The 17053-nt window shown below is 68.9% G+C and carries 20 protein-coding genes; 3 read left to right on the top strand and 17 right to left on the bottom strand.

The window, feature by feature from the left end:
• Positions 1-4: 4 nt before the first annotated feature.
• From L810_RS31305 to L810_RS31255, 11 genes are all read right to left on the bottom strand, one after another.
• Complete coding sequence (locus tag L810_RS31305) at positions 5-1264, bottom strand: HlyD family secretion protein (protein WP_021162243.1); 1260 nt, start codon at positions 1262-1264, stop codon at positions 5-7.
• Complete coding sequence (locus L810_RS31300) at positions 1261-2619, bottom strand: TolC family outer membrane protein (RefSeq protein WP_051392348.1); 1359 nt, start codon at positions 2617-2619, stop codon at positions 1261-1263. The genes L810_RS31305 and L810_RS31300 overlap by 4 nt, the downstream gene beginning before the upstream one ends.
• A gap of 511 nt (positions 2620-3130) precedes the next feature.
• Positions 3131-3913 (bottom strand): flagellar biosynthetic protein FliR, encoded by a 783-nt coding sequence (gene fliR / locus L810_RS31295; protein WP_021162239.1) that lies wholly within the window; start codon positions 3911-3913, stop codon positions 3131-3133.
• A gap of 25 nt (positions 3914-3938) precedes the next feature.
• Positions 3939-4211 (bottom strand): flagellar biosynthesis protein FliQ, encoded by a 273-nt coding sequence (gene fliQ, locus L810_RS31290; RefSeq protein ID WP_021162238.1) that lies wholly within the window; start codon positions 4209-4211, stop codon positions 3939-3941.
• 19 nt (positions 4212-4230) lie between these two features.
• Complete coding sequence (gene fliP / locus L810_RS31285) at positions 4231-4992, bottom strand: flagellar type III secretion system pore protein FliP (RefSeq protein WP_021162237.1); 762 nt, start codon at positions 4990-4992, stop codon at positions 4231-4233.
• Positions 4993-5028: 36 nt separating this feature from the next.
• A complete protein-coding gene (fliO, locus tag L810_RS31280; protein ID WP_042976875.1) occupies positions 5029-5601 on the bottom strand; it encodes a flagellar biosynthetic protein FliO in 573 nt (190 codons plus the stop codon).
• Entirely contained in the window at positions 5598-6089 is a 492-nt protein-coding gene (fliN, locus tag L810_RS31275) for a flagellar motor switch protein FliN (protein WP_021162235.1), read from the bottom strand. Before fliN ends, fliO begins: the two co-directional genes overlap by 4 nt.
• The gene (gene fliM, locus L810_RS31270) at positions 6082-7080 is read right to left on the bottom strand and encodes a flagellar motor switch protein FliM (RefSeq protein ID WP_021162234.1); all 999 of its coding nucleotides are present in this window, start codon (positions 7078-7080) and stop codon (positions 6082-6084) included. The genes fliN and fliM overlap by 8 nt, the downstream gene beginning before the upstream one ends.
• Before the next feature lie 22 nt (positions 7081-7102).
• The gene (gene fliL / locus L810_RS31265) at positions 7103-7639 is read right to left on the bottom strand and encodes a flagellar basal body-associated protein FliL (protein WP_049097223.1); all 537 of its coding nucleotides are present in this window, start codon (positions 7637-7639) and stop codon (positions 7103-7105) included.
• A 198-nt stretch (positions 7640-7837) separates the two neighbouring features.
• A complete protein-coding gene (locus L810_RS31260; RefSeq protein ID WP_021162232.1) occupies positions 7838-8560 on the bottom strand; it encodes an LrgB family protein in 723 nt (240 codons plus the stop codon).
• A 13-nt stretch (positions 8561-8573) separates the two neighbouring features.
• Complete coding sequence (locus L810_RS31255) at positions 8574-9050, bottom strand: CidA/LrgA family protein (protein ID WP_021162231.1); 477 nt, start codon at positions 9048-9050, stop codon at positions 8574-8576.
• 140 nt (positions 9051-9190) lie between these two features.
• On the opposite strand from L810_RS31255, the gene L810_RS31250 reads away from it, so the two are divergent.
• On the top strand, positions 9191-10117 hold the full coding sequence (locus L810_RS31250) for a LysR family transcriptional regulator (protein WP_021162230.1): 927 nt from the start codon (positions 9191-9193) through the stop codon (positions 10115-10117).
• 23 nt (positions 10118-10140) lie between these two features.
• On the opposite strand, the gene L810_RS31245 is transcribed toward L810_RS31250, so the two are convergent.
• The 3 genes from L810_RS31245 to L810_RS31235 form a co-directional block, all read right to left on the bottom strand.
• Positions 10141-10527: a type II toxin-antitoxin system VapC family toxin gene (locus L810_RS31245; RefSeq protein WP_021162229.1), complete on the bottom strand. Its 387-nt coding sequence runs from the start codon at positions 10525-10527 to the stop codon at positions 10141-10143.
• Between the two features lie 27 nt (positions 10528-10554).
• Positions 10555-12117 (bottom strand): DHA2 family efflux MFS transporter permease subunit, encoded by a 1563-nt coding sequence (locus L810_RS31240; protein WP_021162228.1) that lies wholly within the window; start codon positions 12115-12117, stop codon positions 10555-10557.
• A gap of 178 nt (positions 12118-12295) precedes the next feature.
• Positions 12296-12787 carry a MarR family winged helix-turn-helix transcriptional regulator gene (locus L810_RS31235; protein WP_042976873.1) on the bottom strand — a complete coding sequence of 164 codons (492 nt, stop codon included), beginning with the start codon at positions 12785-12787 and terminating at the stop codon, positions 12296-12298.
• A gap of 174 nt (positions 12788-12961) precedes the next feature.
• On the opposite strand from L810_RS31235, the gene L810_RS31230 reads away from it, so the two are divergent.
• A complete protein-coding gene (locus L810_RS31230) occupies positions 12962-13246 on the top strand; it encodes a hypothetical protein (protein ID WP_048023998.1) in 285 nt (94 codons plus the stop codon).
• Positions 13247-13531: 285 nt separating this feature from the next.
• A complete protein-coding gene (locus tag L810_RS31225; protein WP_021162225.1) occupies positions 13532-15103 on the top strand; it encodes an efflux transporter outer membrane subunit in 1572 nt (523 codons plus the stop codon).
• A gap of 22 nt (positions 15104-15125) precedes the next feature.
• Here L810_RS31225 and L810_RS31220 read toward each other — a convergent pair whose 3' ends face one another.
• The 3 genes from L810_RS31220 to gspL form a co-directional block, all read right to left on the bottom strand.
• Positions 15126-15914, bottom strand: coding sequence for a type II secretion system protein N (locus L810_RS31220; RefSeq protein ID WP_021162224.1), 789 nt, complete (start codon positions 15912-15914; stop codon positions 15126-15128).
• Between the two features lie 31 nt (positions 15915-15945).
• Positions 15946-16452, bottom strand: coding sequence for a type II secretion system protein GspM (gene gspM / locus L810_RS31215; RefSeq protein ID WP_021162223.1), 507 nt, complete (start codon positions 16450-16452; stop codon positions 15946-15948).
• Positions 16449-17053 (bottom strand): type II secretion system protein GspL (gene gspL, locus L810_RS31210; RefSeq protein ID WP_042976871.1); only part of this gene is annotated, 605 nt, incomplete at its 5' end. The genes gspM and gspL, both read right to left, overlap by 4 nt.

Here is a 17053-nt window from a genome sequence, read left to right as displayed (position 1 = left end):
CGCATCAGGCCGACACGCGGCGGCCGAGTGCATACAGCGGCTCGAGCACCCACTCGACCAGCCGGCGCCGGTCGATCAGCACGTCGGCCTCGAGCGCCATCCCGGGCCGCAGCGCCTCGTGCTTGCCGTACGCGACGATGTCCTGGCGATCGAGCGCGACAACGACGCGGTAGAGCTGCTCCGGCACGTTGGCGCGCCCGGTCAGGTTCGCGACTTCCTGCGGCGACAGCGCGGTACGCGACACCTCGGTCACGTGCCCGAACTGCTGGCCGAATTTCTGGAACGGGTACGCCTCGTAGCGCAGCACGACGCGCGCGCCGGTGCGCACGAAGCCGATCGCGCGGCTCGGCACCATCAGTTGCGCTTCGAGCGGCGCGCCTTGCGGCAACAGCGACACGGCCGACTGGCCCGCGTTGACGATCTGCCCGGGCTTCGCGAGCAGCGCGGCCACGACGCTCGCCTGCGGTGCGCGCAGGATGACCGTGCGACGCGCTTCGTTCTCAGCGATCGACTGCTCGACGTCCGCGAGCTTGCGCTCGATGTCGTTCTGCTGGTTGCGGGTGGTGAGCGGCAGCTCGCGCAGCTGCTGGCGGGTCTGGTCGAGTTGCTGGCCGACCTCGAGCCGCTGGCGGGCGAGTTCCTGCAGCCGCGCCTGCGCGTCGAGCAGCACGCCTTCCTGCTGCTCGACCTGGCTGTTCGACGCATAACCCTGCGCGCGCATCGACTGCAGCTTGTCGAGCTGGCGTTGCGCGAGCTCGGCCTGGCGCAGCCGCTGCGCGTGCTGCCGCGCGATCTGCGTGAGCTGGTCGTCCAGCGCCGCCTCGCGCGTGCGCAGGCCGCGCTGCGCTTCTCTGCTCAGTTGCGATTGGCTGGTCAGATCGGTCTCCAGGCGCGAACGCTGGAACTTCAGTTGCCGTGCCACCGTCTCGCGCGTGCCGCCGAGCTCGGTCGCCACTTCGGCCGAGATCGCCAGCAATTCCGCCCCGGCCGCGACCGTCTGGCCTTCGCGCACGCGCAGGCCGGTCACCGTGCCGGTCAGCGGCGGCGCCACCGACAGCAGCCCTTGCGCCGGTAACAGCTGGCCGGCCACGCGCTCACGCTTCGTGTAGCTGCCGAACACGAAGAACGCAACGACCACCAGCGTCAGCGCGGTCGCGACGCCGATCGTCAGCCAGCGCCAGGGCGGCGAATACAGGCTGACGGTACCCATCAGCTTGTGCCGGGTCGCGTCGAGCGCTTCCTGGCGGAACAGGGAATCGGTCATGAGCGGACTCTCCCGGCCGGCGCCGGGCCGTCAGCGCGGCAGCCGATTGCGGCCACGTCGTCGTCGCCGAGCGTGCCGAGCGCGGCGGACAGTTGCAGCCGCGCACGCAGGTAGCGATAGCGGGCGTCGGCGAGATCGCGGATCGCTTCGAAATAGCGCTGCTGCGCATTCAGTTCGTCGATCTGTGTGCGCAGCCCGACTTCGCGCCCGAGGCGGGTCGACTTCACCTTGCTGTCGGCCGACGCGAGCGCGCGCTCCTGCGCGCGGATCAGCGCGATGCCGTTGGTGATGCCGAGATACGCGGCACGGGCGTGTTCGCGAGCCTTGCGGCGCGCATCCTCGAGCGCATCGCGCGCCTGGTCGCGCCGGCGGTACGCTTCGCGGCTCGCCGACAGCGGGCCGCCGCCGGCGAACAGCGGGATCGTGACCGTCACGCCGATCATCGACGAGCGGGTTTTCGACGTCGTGCCAAACACGGCGTCGAGCCCGTTCTCGTTGGCGCCGCGGCTCCAGTTCGTGCCGTAGCTCGCCTGCAGGTTCACGACCGGCAGGTGCGCGCCCGTCGCGGCGACGATGTCGGCCTGCGACTGGTCGAGCAGCTTGCCGGCGATCCGCACGTCGACGTTGTCGCGGGCCGCGTCGTCCATCGCGGTCGCGAGATCGACCGGCGCGGCCCGCGGCGCGCATTGCCACGAGATCGGCGCCAGCTCGGTCGCCGTCAACCCGGTGATCCGCTGCAGCGTGCCGTTCGCGATCGCCAGATCCGTTTGCGCGCTCACCGTACGCGCCAGCGCTTCGTCGAGATTCGCGCGCGCCTCGTCGACGTCGGTCCGCGTGCCGTCGCCGATCCGCAGCGCGGCCTGCGCCTGCTCGAGTTGCTTGTGGAATGCCTGCTGCGCGGCTTCGGCGGCCTGCAGCACTTCGCGTCCGAACAGGACGTCGAAATAGGCGCCGGCGACATCGGTGATCAGGGTTTGCGACGCTTTCTCGTACTCGATGTCGGCTTGGTCGGCGAGCGTGCCGCCGCGCTTGAAATCTGCGACGCGGGACACGTCGAACAGCGGCTGCGTGACGGTTGCGGACACGCTGTGACGGCGGACCGCCGCTGCGTACGCGGCGGTGGGCTGGTCCTGCTTCGTGTAGCTGCCGTTGAGCTCCGCACGCGGCAGTAGCCCCGCAAGACCTTGCCAGCGTTTCTCGCGGCCGGCGAGCTGCGCGTTGCGTGCCGCGCCGATGCCCGCATCGAACCGCCGCGCCGCGTTCACCGCGTCGAGCAGGTCGGCCGCGTGCGCCGGCCATGCGGCGCCGAGCCAGCCGAGAACGGCCACCAGCCGGAAGGATCGTGTCGAAATCATCTGCCTGTACGCGCCGCTGCCTGACGGTCGCGAGAACCGCGGCGATGTCGCGCCGCAAAGCGGAGATTATTCAGTGGCGGGGAGCGGCACGATATCGTCGTTCGTCCAATTTCGGACAGGTGCCGGCAGGCTTGCGAACAGTGCGACGCGGCGGAGCGCCGAGCGGAAATAGCGGCAGGCCGTGCAATGCACCGGCGTGCGCGTTGCTGCACAGGAGCGCACCGAGGACGTCCGGCCGGAACGAAACACAACCACCAGCAAACACATCGACAGTCTGACAAGGCCGCACTGTTGCAACCGCGGCACCAGCGCTCCGCCGTTGGCAGCGGTCAACGCTTGGCCATGCTGCTCGCAACACGCTGGCGAGTATCGTCATCCGACGATCGAATCCTTTCCGGATCGATCGGCAGAATCGCCGCCATTTAGCCGGGCGAATGCGCGCTGAATCGATACGAGATCGCGATGAATTGGCCGAGGCAGCGCCCCGATCTCGTGACGAATCACCGGCGCATCACCGCCAGCCGATCAGCACCCGCCCCATCGCGTCGACCCCCATGTCGAACAGGTGCGACACGAACGGCACGAGGTTCGGCACCATCAGCTGCACGAGCAACAGCCCGACGAGCATCGTGACGGGAAAGCCGATCTGGAACACGCCGATCTGCGGCGCCGCGCGGTTCAGGATGCCGAGCGCGAGGTTCGTGATCAGGAGCGCCGCGACCACCGGCAGCGAGAGCAGCAGCCCCATCCCGAACACCGTCGTGCCGAACGCGGCGAGCGTGCGCCAGCCGGGCGCGTGCAGCAGGTCGGCCGACACCGGCAGCGACTGGAACGACGCGGTGAGCGCGGCGAACACCTGCAGGTGGCCGCCCACCGCGAGGAACGCGAGCATCGCGACCGCGTTCAGGAAGCGGCCCATCACGGGCGTCGCGCCGCTCGTGTGCGGATCGAAGAAGGTGGCGAAGCCGAGCCCCATCGACAACCCGATGAAGTCGCCGGCCGCCTCGACGGCCGCGAACACGATCTGCATCGTGAAGCCCATCGCGGCGCCGATCAGGAACTGCGTGACGAGGATCCAGATGCCCTGCGCGGAAAACACGGTGACGTCCGGCATCGCGCCGAGCGTCGGCGCGACGACCAGCGCCATGAACGCGGCCAGGCCGATCTTCACGCGCGCGGGCACCGATGCGTGGCCCACGACGGGCGCGGTCGCGACGAGCGCGAGCATCCGCACGAACGGCCACAGGAACGCCGTGAGCCAGCCGTTGAGCTGCGCGTAGGTAACCGAGAACATCGCCGCCGGATCGTGCGCGCGCGGCTCAGCCGACGCCGAGCGTCGCGACGTGCAACAGCGTCTGCCGCAGGTAGTCGAGCATCGTCGTCATCATCCACGGGCCGGCGATCACGAGCGTCGCGGCCACCGCGAGCAGTTTCGGGATGAACGACAGCGTCGCTTCGTTGATCTGCGTCGCGGCCTGGAACAGGCTCACGACGAGGCCGACCGCGAGCGCGACCAGCAGCAGCGGGGCGGAGAGCAGCAGGCCGACCATCATGGCCTGGTGCGCGAGGGTCATCACCTGTTCGGGCGTCATCGTGCGTTTCCTCCGCGGCTTACGTGAAGCTCTGCGCGAGCGAGCCGATCAGCAGCTGCCAGCCGTCGACCAGCACGAACAGCATCAGCTTGAACGGCAGCGACACGGTGGACGGCGACACCATCATCATCCCCATCGACATCAGCACGCTCGCGACGACCATGTCGATGATCAGGAACGGGATGAAGACCGTGAAGCCGATCTGGAAGCCGGTCTTCAGCTCGCTCGTGACGAACGCCGGCACCAGCAGCGACAGCGGCACGTCTTCCGGGCCCTGCATCGGCGCGGCCTTCGAGATCTTCGCGAACAGCGCGAGATCGGTCTCGCGGGTCTGCTTCAGCATGAAGGTCTTGAACGGCGCGACGCCGCGCTGCACGGCCTGCTCCATCGGCATCGAGCCGTCGGAAAACGGCTTGTAGCCGTCGTTGTAGGCCCGGTCGAGCACCGGCGACATCACGAAGAAGGTGAGGAACATCGCGAGGCCGACGAGCACCTGGTTCGGCGGCGTCGTCGCGGTGCCGAGCGCCTGGCGCAGCAGCGACAGCACGATGATGATGCGCGTGAAGCTCGTCATCATCAGCAGCATCGCCGGCAGGAACGACAGCATCGTGAGCAGCAGCATCGTCTGCACGCTCAGCGAATAGGTGGTGCCGCCGTGCGGGCCCGGGCTCGCGTTGAACGCGGGCAGGCCGTTCGCCTGCGCGCAGGCGAGCGCGGGGGCGAGGCAGAGGATCAGCACGGGCGCGAAGCGCGCCGCGCGATGCAGGAGTGCGTGTTTCATCGAAATGCGGAGTCGGAAAGAGGGCGCGGCGCCATGTCAGCGGTCCTTGCCGCGACCGAGGCGCTTCACGGCTTCGCCCGCGAGCGCGTCGCGAAACCGCGAGCCGAACGTACCGGGCAGGCCGCCTTCGGACGGTGCGGCGCCGGAAGGTGCGCCGGTCGGGGCGGTCGTCGCACCGGCCGCCGCCGAACCGGCCGGCAGCGCATGCAGCAGCCGCACGTTGCCCGGCGCGACGCCGAGCACGAGCCAGGTGTCGCCGATCTCGACGATCGTCGCGCTTTCCTTGGCGCCCACCGCGACGCTCGACACGACCTTCAGCGGGCCGCCGCGGCGCACGTGCTGGAAGCCGAAGCGACGCGCGAGCCACGCGCACGCGAACACGAGACCGATCACGACCGCGAGCCCGACGAGGGTCTGCAGCACCGCGCCGATGCCCAGCGACGGCGCGGCCGAACCGACGGCCACGCTCGATGCGATCGCCCCGGCGTGGTTCACCGCGTTCATGTCGGCGGCACCGGCCGGTGCGCACGCGAGCGACGCCGCGATGGCCGCGACAGCCGCCACCGCCCTCGCGATGCGCGCACGGCGGCCGGGCTTAGCCACGTTCATCGATTCAGCTTCCGGATGCGTTCGGCCGGCGTGATGATGTCGGTCAGGCGGATGCCGAACTTGTCGTTGACGACCACCACCTCGCCCTGCGCGATCAGGCAGCCGTTCACGAGCACGTCCATCGGCTCGCCGGCCATGCCGTCCAGCTCGACGACCGAACCCTGCGCGAGCTGCAGCAGGTTGCGGATCGCGATCTTCGTGCGGCCGAGCTCCACGGTCATCTTGACCGGGATGTCGAGGATCATCTCGATGTCGTTGTGCGTCGAGCTGGCCGCGGCCTTCGACAGCGGCTGGAACACGCCGGCGCCCGTCGCGCCCGGCTGCACCGGCTGCTGGTTCTGCTCGGCGAGCGCGGCGGCCCAGTCGTCCATGCCCGGATCTTCCTCCGCTGCGGCCGGTGCCGCCTGCGCGGCGGCGGCCGAGGCCGCGAGGGCCGCGTCGGCCATCGCTTGCGCGTCGTCCTCGGGCGTCTGGTTCAGCTCACTCATATCCACCTTCCTTCATCGCGTCGCCCGCGCTGATCATCTTCTGCACGCGCAACGCATATTGACCATTGAAAATTCCGTAGCCGCATTCCATCACCGGCACGCCGTCGACCTTCGCGGTGATCGTGTCCTCGATCTCCAGCGGCAGCACGTCGCCCGCGCGCAGGTTCAGGATCTTCTCGAAGGTCGACGAGATCTCGGCGAGATTCGCGGTCAGCTCGACCTCGGCGGCCTGCACCTGCTGCGACAGCACGCGCACCCAGCGGCGGTCGACTTCGAGCGCCTCGCCCTGGATCGGCGATGCGAGCACGTCGCGGATCGGCTCGACCATCGAGTACGGCATGCAGATGTGCAGCGTGCCGCCCGTCGGCCCGAACTCGATCGAGAACTGCGTGACGATCACGATCTCGTTCGGCGTCGCGACGTTCGCGAACTGCGTGTGCATCTCCGAGCGCACGAATTCGAACTGCAGCGGCCGCACGCTCTTCCACGCGGTCGTGTAGTGCTCGAACACGAGGTTCAGCAGCTTGCCGATGATCCGCTGCTCGGTGGCCGTGAAATCGCGGCCCTCGACGCGCGTGTGGAAGCGCCCGTCGCCGCCGAACAGGTTGTCGACGACGAAGAACACGAGGTTCGGGTCGAACACGAACAGCGACGTGCCGCGCAGCGGCTTCACGTGCACGAGGTTCAGGTTCGTCGGGATCGGCAGGTTGCGGGTGAACTCGCTGTACTTCTGCACCTTCACCTGGCTGACGGAAATTTCCGCCGTGCGCCGCATGAAGTTGAAGATGCCGATCCGCAACAGGCGCGCGAAGCGGTCGTTGATGATCTCGAGGCCGGGCATCCGGCCGCGGACGATCCGCTCCTGCGTCGCGATGTTGTAGGGGCGGACGCCCGACGTGTCGCGCTGCTCGTCGACCGAATCGGTTTCGCCCGTGACGCCCTTGAGGAGGGCATCGACCTCCTCCTGGGACATGAACTCCTGGTGGCCCATACGCGCTCCTTTCGCGGCCGCGTTACTGGACGACGAATTCGGTGAACAGCACGTCGTCGACCTTCGCGCGCTGGTTGCCCGGCTGCGTCGGCTGTTCGATCAGTTCCCGCAGTTCCTTCGCGAGCGAACGTTTGCCGTCCGGCGTCGCCAGATCCTCGGGATGCTTGTTCGACAGCGCGAGCAGGATCCGGCTGCGGATCTCCGGCATCCGCGCAGTCAGCTGCTCCTGCGCCTTCGGGTCGGTGAGCTTCAGCGACAGGCCGACACGCAGGTAGTGCTGCGCGCCGTCGTCGGACTGCAGGTTCACGGTCAGCGGGTCGAGCGGGAAGAACACCGGCGCGGCCAGCGGCGCCGGCTCGGCGGGCGCGCTCGCATGGCCGACGCCTTCCTTGCTCAGGAACACGTACATGCCGCCGGCTGCGGCGGCCGCCGCGCCCAGCGCGATGACGGCGATGAGCGCGATGCGCTTGAACTTGCCGGACGAAGCCGGCTTGTCGGCGGTCGGGTTTGCGGTCGTGGAGGCCATGTGGATGCGTGCGTGATGTCTCGTAGCATGCATTGTTCGGCATCCGGGCCGAGCCTGATGGGCGGAAAAGAGGGGGGATTTGCGGCTATCTCAGCCGATTGTCGGCCGGCGCGGCTCGATGCAGGGCAGGAACGGCGGGGGAAACCGGCCGCGGCGGCGGGCCGGCGCTCCGTCAGGCGGGAAAAGCGAGGAACGGTGGGAGGGCGAGCCGTGGCGCCCGCCCGAACGACGTCAGATCGGCAACAGCGACAGCAGCGGCGCGATCAGCACCATCGCGACGCCCGCGATCATCATCGTGAGGCTCGACACGACGCCTTCCTCGCTGCCGATCTCGCGCGCCTTCGCGGTGCCCACGCCGTGGGCGGCCGCGCCGAACAGCGCACCGCGCGCGAGCCGCGTGCGCATCGGCACCAGCGCGAGCACGATCTCGCCGAGCAGCATCCCGCAGATGCCGGTCGCGATCACGAACAGGGCGGTGAGGTCCTTCGGCGCATGGATCTTGTCGGAGACGGCGAGCGCGAACGGGGTCGAGACCGAGCGCGTCATCAGCGAGCGCTGCAGCTCAGGCGACAGGTGCAGCAGCTTCGCGAGCAGCAGCGAGCCGCACACGCCCGCGCCGATCCCGACCGCGACGCCGACCGACAGCGACAGCCAGTGGCGGCGGATCAGGTCGCGATAGTCGTAGATCGGCACCGCGAACGCGATCGTCGCCGGGCCGAGCAGCCACATCAGCCAGCGCGTGTCGCGGAAGTAGACCGAATACGGGATGCCGGTCAGCAGCACGAGCAGCACCAGCACGCCCGGCACGAACACGAGCGGCGAGAACAGCAGCGTCTTCCTGTACGCGTAGAGCCGCTTCGACGCGAAATACAGCGCGACCGTCAGAACGAAGCAGCCGATCGAGATCGCGGTATTCACGTGGTCGGCGGACAGGCTCGACAGCAGCGGCAACATGGCAGGCTCCGGCTCAGTGGGCGGACACGGTGGCGAGGCGCGCGCGGCGGCGTTCGGCGAACACGCGCTGCGCGGCGAGCCGGCGCTCGAGCTTTGCGGCGAGGTCGACCGCGACGGCCACTGCGACCATCACGAACGCGGTGCCGGCGAGCATTACCAGCGCGATGCGCCAGCCGTCCTCGCGGAACAACCCGCCGTATTGCACGGCCGCGACGGCGGCCGGCACGAAGAACAGCAGCATGTCGGACAGCAGCCAGTTCGCGCCGTCCTTCACCCACGCAGGTGCGACGCGGCCCGAGAACAGCAGCACGAGGAGTACCGCGAGGCCGATCACGCCGGACGGAATCGGCAGCCCGATCCTGCGCACGGCCCAGTCGACCGCCATCCACAGCACGCCGAGCGCGGCGGCCTGCAGCACGATCCGGCCCGTGTGCGCAATGCTGCCCGAAGCGGCGGGGCGGGCGGCGGCAGTAGCGGTCGGCTTGGTCATGGCAGGCTCCATACAGATATTGCGTTGATGGGAGGAGTATAGGGTTTCCCCTAACCATAAATAAAATGACTTGTCTCTATTCTTATCATTCCAATTCGGAATTCTGATTGTGTTCGTTGCACCAATCTGGGGAGTGATCGATGGAATTGCGCGCACTGCGGTACTTCGTCGAGGTGGTTCGCCAGCAGAGCTTCACGGCGGCCGCCGACAGGCTGTTCGTGACCCAGCCGACCATCAGCAAGATGGTGAAGGCGCTGGAGGACGAGATCGGTTCGCCGCTGCTGCTGCGGGATGGTCGGCAGATGGTGCTGACCGACGCGGGGCGGATCGTGTTCCAGCGCGGCCAGGACGTGCTCGCCGCGCAGGCGCAGCTGCAGTCGGAGCTGAACGATCTCGGCACGCTCGGGCGCGGCGAGCTGACGATCGGCATCCCGCCGCTCGGCGGCTCGCTGTTCACGCCGATCATCGCCGCGTACAAGCAGCGCTACCCGAACATCGAGCTGAAGCTGTTCGAGCAGGGCGCGCGGATGATCGAGGCCGCGCTGACGTCGGGTGAACTGGAACTCGGCGGGCTGCTGGAGCCGGTGGATCCCGGCATCTTCGAGCGGCTGCCGATGGTGCGTGCGCCGTTGTGGCTCGTCGCGCCGCGCGAGTCGCGCTGGGAGGATCACGCGGCCGTGCCGCTCGCGGATCTCGCGCGCGAGTCGTTCGTGTTCTACGCGGAAAGCCTCGCGCTGCACGACGCGGTGCTGGACGCGTGCCGGCAGGCCGGCTTCACGCCGTCGATCGTGAGCCGCAGCGGCCACTGGGATTTCATGGCCGCGCTCGTGCATGCGGGGGTCGGCATCGCGCTGCTGCCCGAGCCGTATTGCCGGCGGCTCGACGCGGGTCAGTTCACGTGCCGGCCGATCGTCGAGCCGGAAATCACGTGGGCGATCGCGCTCGGCTGGCTGAAGAAGGGGTATCTGTCGCACGCGGCGCGCGCGTGGCTCGACGTCGCGCGGGCGACGCTGCCCATCGCGCCCGGCGACGATCTGGCGTTCGGCGGGTTGCGGGCGAGGGCGTGACGGCCGGGCGATGCCCGGCGCACTCAGACGTGCCTGATCGGGCCCGGATAGCGGGCGACGGCAGGGTCGTGCGTAAGCAGCGTAATGCCTTTCGAGATTGCCTGCGCGACCAGGAGACGGTCAAACGGATCTCGATGGATCGACGGCAGTTGTTCGACTGCAAGTGCGTGTGCGCTCGTGATCGGCAATTCCATGTAGCCGTCATCGAGGAGATTGCGACGGAGCACGTTTGGGTCCACCTGGAAATCGTCGCGATCCAGGCCACGCGTGATGACGATCTCCCAGAGGCTCGCGATGCTGAAAAGCGGTGTACAGGCGGGATCCTCGATGAGCGCACCGGCGCGGGCGGGCAGTTCGGCCGCACCGGCTGCCGCCCAAAGAAGCAGGCGTGTATCGAGCAGCAACTTCATGCGTCACCCTCGAACAGCTTGCCGATTTCAATGCCCCATCGCCGGCCCCGCCCCCTTCCTCGGCTTCGTGATCCACACGAGCGCCGCGAGCGCGCCGAACATGAAGGCCGACAACAGGAAGAAGTCGTTGGTCGCCATCATGAAGCCCTGCTGCGTGACGAGCTGGTTGAGCTGCGCGTTGGCCGTCTGGCCGACGATGCCGAGCTGCGACAGCGCGCCCTGGTAGTCGGTCGTGCTCTGCGCATACACGCTCACCGATTCCGACAGCCGCGCGTGGTGGTAGATCGCGTCGTTCTCCCAGAACGTCGAGCTGGCCGCGGTGCCGATCGCGCCCGACAGCGTGCGCAGGAAGTTCGACAGCCCCGACGCGCTCGCGAGCCGCTCGTCGGAGATGCTCGACAGCGTGATCGTCGTCATCGGCACGAAGAAGCACGCGACGCCGATCCCCTGCACGAGACGCGGCAGGATCACATGGTTGAACGGCACGTCGAGCGTAAACGTCGAGTTCCAGATCGACACGCCGGCGAACACGATGAACGCGAAGCTCGCGACCATCCGCAGGTCGAGCCGGTGCATGTTGCGGCCGATCAGCGGCGACAGCACGAGCGCGAGCAGCCCGACCGGCGCGGTCGCGAGGCCGGCCTTGCCCGCCGTGTAGCCCATCACCGTCTGCAGCCACAGCGGGAAGATCACGACCGAGCCGAAGAACGCCATGAAGCCGAACGAGATGATCATCGCGCCGAGCGCGAAGTTGCGGTCCTTGAAGAGCGACAGGTCGACCACCGGTTCCTTCTCGGTCGCCTCCCACACGAGCATGAACGCGAGCGACACGACCGCGATCAGCGCGAGCGCGACGATGAACGTCGAGTTGAACCAGTCGCGGTCCTTGCCGAGGTCGAGCATCATCTGCAGGCACGACACGCCGATCACGAGCAGCGCGAGGCCGATCGCGTCGATCCGCTGCTTCGTCGTCTTCGTCTCGCGGCCGCGCAGCAGGAAATACGCGCAGGTCGCCGAGAAGATGCCGATCGGCAGGTTGATGTAGAAGATCCACGGCCACGTGTAGTTGTCGCTGATCCAGCCGCCCAGCAGCGGGCCGAAGATCGGCGCGACGATCACCGTCATCGCCCATAACCCGAGTGCGAGCCCGCGCTTCGCGGGCGGGTAGCTGCGCATCAGGATCGTCTGCGACAGCGGCACCATCGGCCCCGACACGAGGCCCTGCAGCAGCCGGAACGCGATCAGCGTCTCGAAGTTGGTCGCCAGGCCGCACAGCGCCGACGCGATCGTGAACGCGAGCACCGACAGCGTGAACAGCCGCACCTCGCCGACGCGCCGCGCGAGCCAGCCGGTAAGCGGCACCGCGATCGCGGACGCGACCGAGTACGACGAGATCACCCAGGTGCCTTCGCTCGTCGCGACGCCGAGGCTGCCCGAGATGGTCGGCACCGCGACGTTCGCGATCGACGTGTCGAGCACTTCCATGAAGGTGCCGAGCGCCAGCCCGACGGTGAGCAGCGCGAGGGCGCCGCCGGACAGCGGCGCGGGTTCGGCGGCGGGGGAGGCGGCGGATGCCGTGGTGGCGGACATCGAAATCTCCTAGACGCGGCGCGCGCGACGCGCCGGCACAACGCACGGGTGTGCGCCGCAGCGCAGCCCGGCCGGGTGGAACGGATAAAGGGAAAAAGGGAGCGCGTGCCCTGTCATCTTCTGCCCAGACAGATAAATAAGCGAACGCTTAACCTAGACATGAGGGCCTCCGCGCACATCAGCAGTCCGCTTCGTCGTCGGGTTTCGGGCAACCGGCGGTGCCGGGCCCGTTGGCGATGAAGCGTTGCAGCAGGCCGGTGAGCGTCGCAAGCTCGTCGGCCGAGAAACCGTCGAGCTGCGCGTTGAGCGCGGTCGCGATCAGCGACGGCAGCGCACGGGCAGCGTCGGCGCCGCGTTCGGTCAGCGTCAGCTCGATCATCCGGCGGTCCTGCTCGCTGCGCGAGCGGGCAATCAGCCCCTTGCGTTCGAGCCGGTCGAGCATTCGGGTCATCGAGCCGCTGTCGTACGACATCTTGCGGGACAGCTCGAACGGTGTACGCGCATAACCGCGCGCCAGCAGCAGGATCACGCCGATCTGCTGCGCGGTGAGGTCGAGCGGCTCGAGCGCGCGATCCATCCGCTCGACGAGCGCCTGCTTCGCCTTCGACAGGTAATAGCCGAGGCTCGTTTCCAGCGTGATGTTCTCGGGATCGTAGAGGCCGCCGGTCATGCGATTGCGCGCGCAGCAATAGTGCGTTTCGGATTTGAACGCGCCCAGTATCTTGAAAATTGATTGCTTAGTCAATATTATTCGAGACTACCAGTTACGACGTGCATGTTGCACTGCCGGAGACTATGTTCTGACCGATTCGCCCGCGCTGCCGGGCACCCGAGGATGTTCGCGATGCTGTTCCTGAAAAATGCCGCCGGCGCGCTGCGCCGCAACCTGACCGATACCGCTCACCATGTGTTTTCCGGGCCGCACCGCGGCTGGAAGATCGCGCTGTACGTGACGATGCTGGTGGTGCCGGGCGGTTCGCTCGCGGCGCTCGGGGTGGCATGGTTCGATCATCGCCGGCAGCGCAACGCGAAAGACGGTGCGCGCCGCACGGGCCAGCCGGCCGCGACGGAGCCGTCGACATGGCGGCCCGCCGCCGAACCGCTCCCGCTGCCCGCGCGCTGCCACTGACGGCGCGCACCTTCCGCCTGCCTTCCCGACTGTTTCGTCCGGGTTCCGTCCCGAACCCCGGCCGCGCCCCGCACGGCCGGCACCGCCCGCCCGTCTTCCGGCCAGCGAGCCGTAATGGCCGGTAAACCGGCCGCTCGCGCCGGTAACACATTCCTGTCGCCGCGCACCGTACCCTTTGGGCTGCGCAGCTATCCCGCCGTCAGTTACCATTTGTCCGCCAGCGGCACGACGACCGCATCGCGCGACGCCGCTCGCCGGACGTCGCGCCCAGACAGGAAAATCACCATGCCGTACGCCTCCCTCCCGCGCGCCCTTCGCCCGCTGAGCGCCGCCGTCGCCGTCGCGACGGCCGTGCTGCTCGCCGGCTGCGCCGTCGGGCCCGACTATCACCGGCCCGACACGTCGATCCCCGCCGCATACAAGGAAGCGCCGGCCGGCTGGAAGGTCGCGCAACCCGCCGACCGCACCGATCGCGGCCCGTGGTGGACGGTCTACAACGATCCGCAGCTCGATGCGCTGATCGGCAAGCTCAATGCATCGAACCAGACCATCGCGCAATCGGCGGCCGCTTACCGGAAGGCGCGCGCGCTCGTCACCGAGGCGCGTGCCGCGTACTTCCCGACCGTCGGGCTGACCGCGTCGGGCTCGCGCGCCCGCACGCCGCGCACGTCGGTATCGTCGGGTTCGTCGTCGGGTTTCGGCAGCGGCTCGTCCGGTTCGATCAACAACAGCTACAGCGTCGGTCTCGACGCGAGCTGGGAACCCGACCTGTGGGGCAAGGTGAGCCGTACCGTCAGCGCGCAACGCGCCGGCGAAGCGGCGGCCGCGGCCGATCTCGCGAACGCGCGGCTGTCGCAGCAGGCGCTGCTCGCGCAAACCTATTACCAGCTGCGCACATCCGATGCGCTGCAGAAGCTGCTCGACGACACCGTGAAGTCGTACCAGCGGTCGCTGACGCTCACGCAGAACCAGTACGCGCAGGGCGTCGCCGCGCGCGCGGACGTGATCCAGGCGCAGACGCAACTGCAAAGCGCGCAGGCGGCGTCGATCGACAATGGCGTCGCGCGCGCGCAGTACGAGCATGCAATCGCGACGCTGATCGGCGAACCGGCGTCGACCTTCTCGCTGCCGCCGAATCCGCTCGCGGCCGAGCCGCCGATCACGCCGGTCGACGTGCCGTCCGCGATCCTCGAGCGCCGGCCCGACATCGCGGCGGCCGAGCGCCGTGCGGCGGCTGCGAACGAGCAGATCGGCGTCGCGATCTCGGCGTTCTTCCCGACCCTGACGCTGTCGGCCACCGGCGGCTTCCAGAGCTCGGTGTGGTCGCAGCTGTTCACGCTGCCGGCGCGTTTCTGGACGGTCGGCCCGCAGCTCGCGGCCACGCTGTTCGACGCAGGGCTGCGCGCCGCGCAGACCGACGCCGCGCGTGCGACCTACGACCAGGACGTCGCCGCGTACCGCCTCGCGGTGCTCACCGCATTCCAGGACGTCGAGGACAACCTCGCGTCGCAACGCATCCTCGCGCAGGAAATCGACGTGCAGCGGCAGGCCGTCGACAGCGCCGAGCACGCGCTCGCAATCGTCACGAACCAGTACAAGGCCGGCACGGTCGCGTACCTGAACGTGCTGACCGCGCAGACCACCGCGTTCACCGCGCAGCAGAAGCTCGCGACGATCGCCGGCCAGCGGATGGTGTCGTCGGTCGGGCTCGTGAAGGCGCTCGGCGGCGGGTGGAACGTCGCGGAGATGGCGCGCGAGAACGGCGACATGGCGGCGCCCGCACCCGTGCCGGCGTCCGGTGCGGCCGCGCCGGCGGCCACCGCACCGTCGGTCGCCGCGCCGCTCGCGCAGAAGTAGGAAGGAAAGGGCGACGCGCGCGTCAGCGCTGCGCGTCGCCGAAGATCAGCGAAACCTCGTTGTTCCCGATCGGGTGGCCGAGCAGGTTCAGGAGCCCGGCGAGGTTCGCCTGCTGCTCGGGCGCCGAATGCGCGGTGCCGCGGAACGATCCCTGGCCGGGGCCGAAGTTGCCGTGGCCGTCGAGAAACAGCGGGCCCTGCGTCGTCGACAGGTCGAGATCGGCGCCGGCCCCCTTCGCCTGCAGCACCGCGCGGTACGAACCGAGCGGCTTCACGCGCGAGATGCGCGAACTCATCGAGTCGATCGTCACCGTCAGCTGGCCGAACGCGTTGTTGCCGATCAGGCGCCAGTCGCTCCAGCCGAGCCGCACGTCGCCTTGCAGGTCGAGCGTGTTGAACGGCGTGCCGAGCCCCGCGAGCAGCGACGCCGGCACGGCCATCGTGCCCGCCGACAACACCGCGCCGCGCCACGTCGCATCGAGCGTGACCGCATCCGGCATCGCGTCGGTCTGCCGCATGCGCATCTGCACGCGCCCGGTCAGGAGCGGCCAGAAGCCCGTGGTCCATTCGACCCGGCCCGGCAGCAGCGTCGCCGCGCTCTGGTCGGCCCCCGGCGCGAGCATCAGCGTGCCCGAACCGTGCCACAGCGACCCGTCCGGATCGACGAGATTCACGTGCCCGCCGGTCGCGCGCGCGAACTGCGGCGCGATCCACGCGGCCGGCGCGAGCGCGACGAGCGTCACCGCCGTCGCCAGTCCGCCCGCCAGTACCCACGGCAATGCGGTGGCGAGCCGCCTGATCCCCGGCCTCATCGGCCGACCGCCACTTGCGTCATCCACTGCGTCATTTCTGCGTAGACGGTTGCATCACGGCCGTCAGGTCGACCTGGCCGTCGTCCTTCAGCGCAGTGGCATGCGCCTCGCCGACCTGCACCTTGAACTGCCGGCGCGCATCGTCGAGCCACTGCGTCCACGCCGGGAACGACACGTTCTTCATCTGGATCTGCACGCCGTTGCCGACGATCTGTACCTGCGCACCCTGCATCCCGTGATCGGACAGCGACGCGGTCAGCGCGTCCTTCAGCGCGAGGCCGGTCGGTGCCACGCCTTGCGCGGCGGCCGCCAGCGACTTCGCCTCGTTCGCCTGCGCGGTCATCTGCGCGAGCTCGCGGCGCATCGTCGGCAGCTCGCGCTGGATCCGCGCGCGGCCTTCCTGCGCGGGCGACCACAGCACCGAATACGCGATCGCGACCGCCAGCACGGCGCCGCCCCAGCCGAGCAGCATTTTTTCGCGCGGCGAGCGCTCGCCCCAGAACTGGGCCAGCGTCTGGTTCAGTTGTTCCGTCTTCATGAGCGGCTCCGGATCGTCCATTTGCCCGTATTGCTGTCGACTTCGCCGGACAGTCCGTTACGCGCGAGGCGCTGCGTGAAATCGGGATCGACCTTGACCTCCGGCTTGAAGCCGACGTCGAGCCGGCGGTCGTGATAGTCGAGCGACGCGATGCCGTTCAGCGGCAGCGCACCCATCGATCGCGACAGCCCGCTCGACAGCGCGAGGAAATCGTTCGGCGACAGCTCGCCGGCCGCCACGCGCAGCTGATCGAGCTGGCGCTGCATCTGCGCGGGCGGATCGAGCACCGTCGTCGTCTTCGGGAATGCGGACAGCAGTGTCTCGGTGATCTGCGCCGACAGCGCATCGCGCTCGCGCGACAGCTTCCACCAGTGCAGGTTCATCCCGATCACCGCCACGCCGAGCGTCGCCGCGGCGAGTGCGAGCGGCACGCGCAGGCGCTTCACCGTCGCGCGGTCGAAGCGCCACGGCTGCGATTCGAATTCGAACTGGCACAGGTCGAACTTCTCGGTCAGCGCGCGCCGCGCGAACGCGTCGAACGACAGCGGCGCGGCACCCGGCAGCAGCGGGCCGTCGGCGCGGCCGACCGACGCGAGCCGCG

This window comes from Burkholderia sp. AU4i (assembly GCF_000466765.1).
GTDB classification, from domain to species: domain Bacteria; phylum Pseudomonadota; class Gammaproteobacteria; order Burkholderiales; family Burkholderiaceae; genus Burkholderia; species Burkholderia cepacia.
The sequence above is the reverse complement of the archived record's forward strand: the minus strand, read 5'-3'. Positions and strand labels throughout refer to the sequence as shown.